General features: G+C 68.4%; 7 protein-coding genes. 3 read left to right on the top strand and 4 right to left on the bottom strand.

The genetic code is table 11. The annotated features are described in order from the left end of the window. Positions 1-181: 181 nt before the first annotated feature. Both JHC99_RS10320 and JHC99_RS10315 read right to left on the bottom strand, forming a co-directional pair. Entirely contained in the window at positions 182-745 is a 564-nt protein-coding gene (locus JHC99_RS10320) for a hypothetical protein (RefSeq protein ID WP_292153951.1), read from the bottom strand. Then, a complete protein-coding gene (locus JHC99_RS10315; protein WP_292153949.1) occupies positions 742-1,056 on the bottom strand; it encodes a helix-turn-helix transcriptional regulator in 315 nt (104 codons plus the stop codon). Before JHC99_RS10315 ends, JHC99_RS10320 begins: the two co-directional genes overlap by 4 nt. A gap of 114 nt (positions 1,057-1,170) precedes the next feature. On the opposite strand from JHC99_RS10315, the gene JHC99_RS10310 reads away from it, so the two are divergent. Together JHC99_RS10310 and JHC99_RS10305 are read left to right on the top strand one after the other, a co-directional pair. Then, the gene (locus JHC99_RS10310) at positions 1,171-3,051 is read left to right on the top strand and encodes a M20/M25/M40 family metallo-hydrolase (RefSeq protein ID WP_292153947.1); all 1,881 of its coding nucleotides are present in this window, start codon (positions 1,171-1,173) and stop codon (positions 3,049-3,051) included. A gap of 54 nt (positions 3,052-3,105) precedes the next feature. Beyond that, positions 3,106-3,870 carry a thioredoxin family protein gene (locus tag JHC99_RS10305; protein ID WP_292153945.1) on the top strand — a complete coding sequence of 255 codons (765 nt, stop codon included), beginning with the start codon at positions 3,106-3,108 and terminating at the stop codon, positions 3,868-3,870. Between the two features lie 3 nt (positions 3,871-3,873). On the opposite strand, the gene JHC99_RS10300 is transcribed toward JHC99_RS10305, so the two are convergent. Continuing rightward, positions 3,874-4,878 (bottom strand): hypothetical protein, encoded by a 1,005-nt coding sequence (locus JHC99_RS10300; protein ID WP_292153944.1) that lies wholly within the window; start codon positions 4,876-4,878, stop codon positions 3,874-3,876. 244 nt (positions 4,879-5,122) lie between these two features. On the opposite strand from JHC99_RS10300, the gene recA reads away from it, so the two are divergent. Continuing rightward, positions 5,123-6,205, top strand: coding sequence for a recombinase RecA (recA, locus tag JHC99_RS10295; RefSeq protein WP_292153942.1), 1,083 nt, complete (start codon positions 5,123-5,125; stop codon positions 6,203-6,205). Positions 6,206-6,359: 154 nt separating this feature from the next. On the opposite strand, the gene JHC99_RS10290 is transcribed toward recA, so the two are convergent. Then, the gene (locus JHC99_RS10290) at positions 6,360-9,704 is read right to left on the bottom strand and encodes an amidohydrolase family protein (protein WP_292153940.1); all 3,345 of its coding nucleotides are present in this window, start codon (positions 9,702-9,704) and stop codon (positions 6,360-6,362) included. Positions 9,705-9,719: the final 15 nt, after the last annotated feature.

Below are 9,719 nucleotides of genomic sequence, written 5' to 3'. Positions count from 1 at the left end.
CTGCCGGGGTGGGTTCGGGCTGTCACTGCGCTGGGCGGAGGGCGCGCTGTTAGAGGCCGAACTGACCAGCGACCTGGGCGAACCGTGCGTGATCCGTCTCGGCGACCGGGCGCTGGCGCTCCACATGCCGGCAGGCGGACGAAAATCCCTGACGGCTGCCGATTTCGGCCAGGCCTGACCGTCAGGCGACAGGGACGCTGGAACGCAACACGGACAATCGCCGGCCGATGTCTGCGGCCAGATAGTAGCCGCCGAAGATGGCCAAATAGCCGACCAGCTTGGGTGCATCCATGACCTCCCAGCCGGGATTCAGGATGTTGTCGTCGAAGGCCAGGCGCACGACTATCGCCGAGTAGGCGAAGCCGGTCAGGAACAGGATGATCGCCATCTTCCCCGCGTGGCGCGGGTATAGGAAGGCCAGAATGGCCGCGCATAGCATCATAGGCACCAAGTTCAACACATAGAACCAGGCGTGGACGACGCTGTCAGGCATCAGAAAGAATAGACGTGGGGCGAACTCGGTGACGGCCAGCGCGGCCAGGATCGCCAAACCGAAAACCAGCAGGTCACGACCCAGATTCCAACGCGTCATCGTCATCCAGCACCCCGCAGCCCAGGCGAGGCGGCTGTGCTCGAGGGCCTCGAACTCACCGCTCATGGCCGCGGCCCAGAGGCGTTTGGTGGGAGGCACATCACGGACCACCAGGAGCATCAGGCCACGCGCGACAGCGTCAAACGGGGTCATGCAGCGGCTCCGGCGAGATCGGCGGACAGGGCGTCGGCGGCGGATGCCGGCTGTTCGGAGACGAAGCGGCGGCCCTCTGCGGTAAGGCGATAGGCGTGGCGCGGAGGTCGGCCCGGTCGCTCGGGCTCAAGCCATTCGCCTTCGATAAGGCCCCGCTCGTTCAGCCGCGCGAGGATCGGATACAGGCTGCCCGACTTCAGCGCCGTCGATTGGGAAATCTGCAGGCCGTAGCGCCAGGCGGAGCCCGCCTCGGCGAGCGCGGACAGAACGCTGAGCGTCTGGGGCGAGAGCTTGCGGGCAGATATGGTCATGCACAAACTCTACATATGTCGCATAGTCCGTCAAGGGTGATCCACGCCACGCATTCTGGTGATCGACGCGATCACCTCTCTCGCCTAGCATCGGCAGATCGGGGGAGATGTCACATGCGGCTTGGCCTGCTTATCGGTTCACTGGTCCTGGCGCTGATCCTGGGCGTCTTCAGCCTGCAGACGCCTCAGCCGCGACCGGCGACCGCATCGCCAACGACCTTTTCCGCCGCACGGGCCATGGTCGATGTGCGCGAGATGGCGCAAAGGCCGCATCCGGTGTCGTCGCCGGATCATGCGCGGGTGCAGGCCTATCTGGTGCGGAGGATGACGGCCCTGGGTCTGACGCCGGCGCTGCAGGTCGGGGAGATGTCGGCGCAGGGCCAGCGGCGGCTGACGCGCTGGGGCCTCGACCCCACCGCCTTGCCCGTCAACATCGTCGGCATCCTGCCCGGCCGCAATCCGAACGCCCCCGCCGTGCTGGTCATGGCCCACTACGACAGTGTCGCCGACTCGCCCGGGGCCGCCGACGATGCCACCGGGGTCGCCGCCATCCTGGAGGCCGTGCGGGCGATCAAGGCACGGGGACCGGCCGAGCGCGACCTGATCGTGCTGCTGACCGACGCCGAGGAACTGGGGCTGGACGGGGCGGTCAGCTTCTTCAAGGCCTCGTCCCTGCCGGCCCACGTCGGCGTGGTGGTCAATCTGGAGGCGCGCGGCGGCGGCGGGCGGGCGATGATGTTTGAGACCGGGCCCGGCAACCGCCAGACCATCGACCTGTTCGCCAGGACCTCTGCCCGCGCCGACGGGGGCGCGACGTCCAACTCCCTGGCCGTGCTGGTCTATGAGCTGATGCCCAACGGCACGGACTTTACCGTGTCGAGGGAGCGCGGCATCGCCGGGATCAACCTGGCCTTCATCGGCCGGCCGGCCCAGTACCATTCGCCGACCTCGACGCCCGATGCCCTGGACCAGGGCAGCGTCCAGCATATCGGGTCCCAGGCGCTGGAGGCCACCGACGCGTTTCTGCGCAGCTCCACCCTGCCCCGCGCGACCGAGCCCCGCGTCTATGCCGACATCCTCGGGCACACGATCGTCGCCCATGCGCCCGCGACCGGATGGGTGCTGCTGGCGCTGGCGGGCGCGCTCGGCCTGTTCGCCTTCTGGGGCGGGCGGCATGCGACGGGGGTGACGGCAGTGGAAGTCGGACGCGGGATGCTGGGCGGGGTCTGGGTAATCACGGCGGCGTTGGTCCTGACCCATGCGGTGCGTTTGCTGGCCGGGCCGATGTCGAGCCGGGCGGGGTCGGCCGACGCCTATTACGTTTTGCTGGCACGGTTGCCGTGGATCGAGGCCGGGGTCGGTCTGACCGTGCTGGCGGTGGGCCTGACCGTGCTCGCGGGGCGGGACCGGGTCGGGCGAAGGGTGGTCGCGGGTGCCGTCCTGCTGGCCGCCTTCGCCGCGACCCTGCTGGGCGGATTCAACCCCGTGGTGGTCGGGGCTGCGGTGGTCGCCATCGGGCTCAGCCTGTGGGGACCGGGTGCGACGCGGTCGCCGTGGGGCGGGTGGCTGGGGCTGATCGCACTGGTGCTGGTTTTGGGCCTGGCCGTCCAGGTCGTGGCACCGACCGCGGCGTTCCTGCTGATCTGGCCGGGCCTGCTGGCAGCCTTCGCCGCCGCCGTGTCCGCCGTGGTTGGTGCGCGGTTGAAAAGCATGGTCTCGCTGGTCGCCCCGGCGGTCATCACCGTGTTGGGCGGGGCCTGGATCGTCTATCTGGCCCACCCCGTCTTCCTCGGCATCGGCATGGACCTGCCCGGCGTGCTGGCACCCCTGACCCTGCTGATGCTGATATTCGCCCGACCTCTGGCCCCCCACGAGGGCGCGCGTCGACTGGCCGGCGCAGCGGCGGCCTGTGTGATCCTGGCCTGCGGGGTGTCGTTGACCGCGCGGTTCGCCGAACCGATGGAGCCGCCAGAAACATCGGCTCGGACAGGCTGACGTAACCCGCAGGCGGGTTTGGGCGAACTCCAGTCGACCCAACCGGAGCCCGTCATGTCGATCCGCAGCCTTGCCACCCATCCCGACGTCGCACGTCGGTTATCGATGTTCGCCGCGATCGCCGGCGTCGGAGCCGCCCTGGTCGCCGGCCATGTGTCCGCACGCCCCGCCGTGGAGGCCACAGCCCGGCCCGGTCTCACCGTCGTCGAACTGTTCACCAGCCAGGGGTGTTCGTCCTGTCCGCCGGCCAACGCCAATCTGACCCGGCTGGCGGGGCGCCCCGATGTCCTGGCTCTCAGCTTCGGCGTCACCTACTGGGACCAATTGGGGTGGCCAGACACCTTCGCAGACCCGGCCTTCACCGCCCGTCAGCGGGCCTATCAGACGGGTCTGGACAACGACAACGTCTGGACCCCCCAGGTGGTCGTCGATGGCCGTGCCGACGTCGTCGGCCAGGACCTGCGCCAGATCGAGACCCTGATCGCTGCCCATCGGGCCTTCACGGGCCCTGCCCTGGCCTTTCGCAAGGTCCGAGATCGCGACGCCGTGGGCCTGTCCGGCGGAACGGTCACAGGACCGACGGACATCTGGCTGGTTCGCTATGACCCGCGCGTGGTCGAGGTCCCCGTCCGGCGCGGCGAGAACGGAGGCCGTACCCTGCCCCACGCCAATGTAGTGCGCGAGCTGGTCAGGCTGGGCCGCTGGGAAGGGCGCACGGTCGGCTTCGCGCTGCCCGCACCGACAAGGCCGGGCCTGTCGACCGCCGTTCTCGTCCAAGAGCCCGGTGGCGGCCGTATCGTCGCCGCCGCACGGGCTTAGGCCTCAACCCTGCATCGACCGGATGGCCTCGACGATGGCGGAGTTGTAGCTGCGATAGGCGTCGCGGACGAGGCCTTCCCAGACCGGAACGTTGATCATCACCGCGTCGCCGCGCGCCCGCGCGACCGCCTGATAGTTCTCGTCGACCGTATCGGAGAAGCTGGGCCCGCCGCGCACGGCCGCGCCGCCCTCGATCACCTCGGCGAAGGGGGTGGGCGAGAAGACGTCCTCGCGCGGGGCGAAACCGCCCGGCGTGCCCGGACCGCGCGGAGCGGGCTTGTGCGCCGTGACCTTGGACGCTGCCAGGACACCAAAGGCGATGTTGCCGCCCGCCGAGGCCGCCCCCCCGAACAGGCCGGGACGCCGCGCCTCCAGTCGCGCGAAATCCAGCACCAGTGACGGCGCGAAGGCCACCTTGTCGGCCATCTGGGGCTGGCGCGCGACGGGCCCCAGGGCGTTCATAGCGGCGATGGCTCCCATGGCGGCGAACCCGGTCTGGCCCGCGCCGCGCATATTCAGCAGCGGAGTGAGAGCCGGCGCAGCATCGGGGCCGAAGGTCGCCCAGCCCTTCCTCAGGCTCGAGCCGATGGTGATGCCGGGACCGATGCCGGCGATCTCCACATTGCCCGGCAGTTCGGCCATGCCCGATGCGCGGGTCATGGCGCGGGTCTCCTCGATCGAGACCAGGGCCAGGTTCGCGGCCGTCATCTGGCTGCGCAGGTCGGCGTAGGCCTCGTTGGTCAGCCGCCGCATCAGGGCCTGATCCGGCCCGACCATGACCACCGCCAGCCGGGTGCGCGCCGAAATGCTGGCCACCGAGGTCGCCTGCTGGGAGGTGACGAAGTTGACGTGATAGGTCGGGATGGCGAAGCCCGCGCCGCGCAGGACTCCGCGATGCTGTCCCATCATTCGGATAGCGAAAGCCTCGGCGTGGGCGGCGGGCGGCAAGGCGGCGGTCGCGCCGAGGGCGATCGCCCCCAGGCCGAGATGGCGACGGGTCAGGGTCATGATCAGCTCCGTGGACTTCGCCGCACACCGTTGCGCAAACACAACCGAGCCGGGACTTACAGAACCTGACGGCGAGGTCGAGACACGTCAGAATCGGTCGTACCGGCCCAAATGTTCCGCTTTTATTCCATGGAACGTCTTGGCAACTTCCGCGGGCCGTGTTCTACATCTGTTCACAGGGAGCGGGTCCGTGGCGGGTCTCTCCCAAGCATCGATGGGAATCATGGCAAGGGAGACGGGTAAAATGGCTTCGCAGGCGGCATTGAAATTGGTTGGCAAGGAAGACGGCGACAAGCAGCGGGCCCTGGAGGCCGCGATCGCACAGATCGATCGCGCCTTCGGCAAGGGTTCGGTCATGAAACTGGGCAAGGGCGGGGTGGTCGCGGTGATCCCCTCGGTCTCCACAGGATCGCTCGGGCTCGACATCGCGCTGGGCATCGGCGGCCTGCCGCGCGGACGGGTGATCGAGGTGTTCGGGCCGGAAAGCTCGGGCAAGACGACCCTGGCCCTGCACACCGTGGCCGAGATCCAGAAGGCCGGCGGCACCGCCGCCTTCGTCGACGCCGAACACGCGCTGGATCCGGGCTATGCCCAGAAGCTGGGCGTCAACCTGGACGACCTGCTGGTGTCACAGCCCGACACGGGCGAACAGGCACTGGAGATCGTGGACACCCTGGTCCGCTCGGGCGCCGTGGACATCGTGGTGGTCGACTCGGTCGCGGCCCTGACTCCCCGTGCCGAGATCGAGGGCGAGATGGGCGACAGCCTGCCGGGTCTTCAGGCGCGTCTGATGTCCCAGGCCCTGCGCAAGCTGACCGCGTCCATCTCCAAGTCCAACTGCATCGTGCTGTTCATCAACCAGATCCGGCACAAGATCGGCGTCATGTACGGCTCGCCCGAGACGACGACGGGCGGCAATGCGCTGAAATTCTACGCCTCGGTCCGGCTCGACATTCGCCGCACCGGCGCGATCAAGGACCGCGACGAGGTCGTGGGCAACACCACCCGGGTCAAGGTCGTCAAGAACAAGGTCGCCCCGCCGTTCCGCGAGGTCATCTTCGACATCATGTACGGCGAGGGCATCTCCAAGCTGGGAGAGATCATCGACCTGGGCGTCAAGGCCGGGATCATCGAGAAGTCGGGATCATGGTTCAGCTATGACTCGACCCGCATCGGCCAGGGCCGCGAGAACGTCCGCGCCTTCCTGAAGGCCAATCCCGACATGGCCGATGCCATCGAGGACAAGGTGCGCAAGTCCCAGAACAAGATCGCCGACGAACTGCTGGGCGTGCCTGAGCCGGACGAGGGCCAGGATCTGGAAGGCTGAGATCAACCCCCTTCGGGGTTGGAATGAACACTCCGCCCGGCTGGTCCCCGCGACCCGCCGCCGACCCCCGCGGGGCTCGGGCCGGACGGAGTCAGGGCCGCCCGGCGCAAGCCGGGCGGCCCATTCTTTTGAGCAGCCCTTTCAGGCCAATCGCTCAGTCCCCGCCGTGGCCATGCCCGGCAGCATCGGCATCCGCGACGGCCGGGACAGCCTCGCCCGCGGCATCAGCGAACCAGAAGGGCTGACGGGGACGGTTGCGACGACCGACCTCGTCCATGCGGCTGTCGTAGACCCGCCCATTGGCGACCGTATAGGCGATCGACGTCGTGTTGCGGATGTTCTCCAGCGGGTTGGCGTTCAGCACGACCATGTCGGCCAGCTTGCCGACCTCCAGCGAGCCGACGTCCTTGTCGAGACCCAGGGCCCGCGCCCCGCCGATCGTGCCGGCGCGGATCGCCTGCAGAGGGGTCATGCCGCCCTGCGACAGGTTCCACAGTTCCCAGTGGGACCCCAGGCCCTCGCGCTGACCGTGGGCACCGATCGCGACCATGACACCCAGATCCGCCAGCGCCTTGGCCTGGCTGGCGATCGCGATGTGGTTCCACTCGTTGTCGGGGGCCGTCACCGGACGCCGCGCGCGCGCATCGAGAATCCGGCGTGGCACATACTGGGTCAGGATCGGATCGTTCCAGACCTCGCTCTCCTGGTACCAGTAGTTCTCGCCGTAGGCACCGCCGTAGGCCACCACGAGCGTCGGGTTGTAGGCCACGTCGGTCTGGCTCCACAGCTGACGGACGTCGTCATACAGGTGGGCCAGCGGGATCGAGTGCTCGATCGTGGTGTGACCATCGACCACCATGGTCATGTTGTGCTGGTAGAGAGAGCCGCCTTCCGGCACGACGCTCATGTCCAGCTGGCGCGCCGCCTCGATGATCTGCTGGCGCTGGTCGCGGCGCGGCTGGTTGTAGCTCTTGACGCTCCAGGCCCCGACCGCCTTCATCCGCCGCAGGGTGGACAGGGCGTCGTCCAGGCTCTCGACCTGGGCCGTGAACGGGGTCGCGGCGCCGTACAGAATGGTCCCCGTCGAGAAGATGCGTGGGGCCACGATCCGGCCGGTGCGGCCCAGTTCGGAGTGGGCGAAGATCTCTGAGGTATCGTTCGACGGATCGTGAATCGTCGTCACCCCGAAGGCCAGTGACGCATAGTCCACGCGGCTCTGCTGGGGAATGATCTCGTCATTGCCCATCGACCCGTGCCAGTGGGCGTCGACCAGGCCAGGCATGATGGTCTTGCCCGCCATGTCCATGACCAGGGCGTCGGCGGGAACGGTGACGGAGGCGCGGGGACCGATCGCCTCGATGCGGTTCTCGTTGACGACGATGACGCCGTCTTCGATCACCTGCTCCCCGTTCATGGTGATGATCCGGGCGCCGGTCAGGGCAAGGCGGCCGGTCGGCTTGTCGGCGGTGGCGGTGAAGCCGATCTGGATGCCGGTCTCCGGCGGCTTGGGCAAGGTCTCGGGCGCGCCCTCCACGAATTTGAACGCATCGGCCACGCTGCGCGAGAAATACTCAGGCCCCAGGGCCCAGGTCAGGCGGGTCGAATCTCCCGACCATTGCAGCCAGTCGCCGGCGTCGCGGGTGAAGCGCGATTGCGGCAGGGCGTCGCCCTTGGCCCCGACCACGACCGGACGGCCGGTCGCCACGAAGGGGGCGACATAGGCGTTGAACCGCTCGGTCCATGCGACCCAGCGTTCGTCCGGCGACACCTCGAAATCCGAGGCCCATTCCGACGTCAGATGGGTGCGCGGCTCATTGCCGTTCAGGTCGACCGACTTGAGCGCGCTCGACGTCTCTACACGCCCGGCGAAGAAGATGCGGTCGTTGGACGCGCCGAACTGGGGTGCGCCGCCGTCGTCGGTGATGAAGGTCGGGGTGCCCCCCGCCGTCGGCACGCGATAGATCCCGGGATTGCGGCTCCACAGACCCGAACTCAGGAAACCGTCGGTGACGGCGCGATAGACGATGGTCTTGCCGTCCGGGGAGAAGGTCGGCTCGATGTAATGGCCGGGGTTCTGTGTGACCACACGCCCCGTCCCGCCCGAGGCCGGGATGACCCGGACCGTGCCGAAATCGGTGTCCGACCAGGTGGTGTAGACGATCGACCGACCGTCCCGCGACCAGTTGGGATAGAGCTCGAAATGATCCGACTGGCTGGTCAGGCGGCGCGCCGTTCCGGTGGGCAGGTCGCGAATCCACAGATTGCCCAGGGCCTCGAACACGACCTTCGTCCCGTCCGGCGAGGGGTGCACCCAGCGCAGCATCTTCACGTCGAACTGGTCGGGGGCGACGTCGACGGTGTGACGTACGGCCGGCTCGACCCGGCGGGTGTCGGTGATGCGGAAGGGAATGTCGGCGACCGCCTTCGAGGCCACGTCGATGCGGCGGATCTTGCCGCCGGCCCAGAAGACGATGGCCGAGTTGTCGGGCGTCCAGCTGATCGCCGGATAGACGCCGTGGATGGCCCAGGTCTCCTGAAGGTCGCGATCGAGGCCCGAATAGATCGGCGTCTCGCGGCCGCTCTCGATGTCCATCACATAGAGGGTCGACTGGTAGCGAACGCGCCGGATGAAGGCGAGCGACTTGCCGTCCGGCGACGGCGTCGGCCGGATCGAGCCGCCGGGGCCCGACAGGAACTCTTCCGTCTCGCCGGTCTCGCGGTCCAGCCGATTGACCACATAGATCTGGGTGTTGACGTCCTTGGAGTACTCGAACGTCGGCCCCGGCGTCGCGTCGTCCGAGAAATACAGGTACCGGCCATCGGGCGAGAAGGCGGGTTCGCCGGTGTCCTTCTGTTGCGTACGGCGGGTGGTCAGCTGCACCCCGCCGCCGCCCGAACGGTGCCACATCCACATCTCTCCGGCGCCGAGCGAGCGCGACGAGGTGAAATGTTTCCGCCCCACGATGAACTGGCCGTCGGGGCTCCAGTCGGGCTGGTTGACCAGACGGAAGCTCTCCTTGGACACCTGGGTGGCGTTCGAGCCGTCGGCGTCCATGACCCAGATGTTGTCGCCGCCCGCGCGGTCGGAGGTGAAGGCGATCTGGCGGCCGTCCGGCGACCATTTCGGCTGCATGTCCCAGGCGACGCCCGACGAGATGGCCCTCGCCTCGCCGCCGCCGATCGGCATCACATAGAGGTCGCCCAGCATGTCGAAGACGATGGTCTGGCCGTCCGGGCTGACGTCCAGCGACATCCAGGTGCCGCGGGTCACGTCGATCGAAATGTCGCGCGAGGGCCCGGGCGGGTTCTGCACGTCCCATTTCGGCGTCTCGGCCGGGGCGGCGGCGGCTGGGGCCGCCACAGGGCCGGGCGTGGCCTGCGGATCAACCGGTCCGGGAACGGGCGGCGCCGCCAGCGGCGAAACAGGCTCGGGCGTCTGGGCTGCGGCGGCGCCGGCGAGCGCCAGCAGGGCGACCGTGGTCAGGAAAGCGCGCTTCATGGTGTGTCATCCCCG

Source organism: Brevundimonas sp., from assembly GCF_016463485.1.
In the GTDB taxonomy this organism is placed as follows: Bacteria; Pseudomonadota; Alphaproteobacteria; order Caulobacterales; family Caulobacteraceae; genus Brevundimonas.
This window is presented reverse-complemented; position numbering and strand designations above follow the sequence as displayed.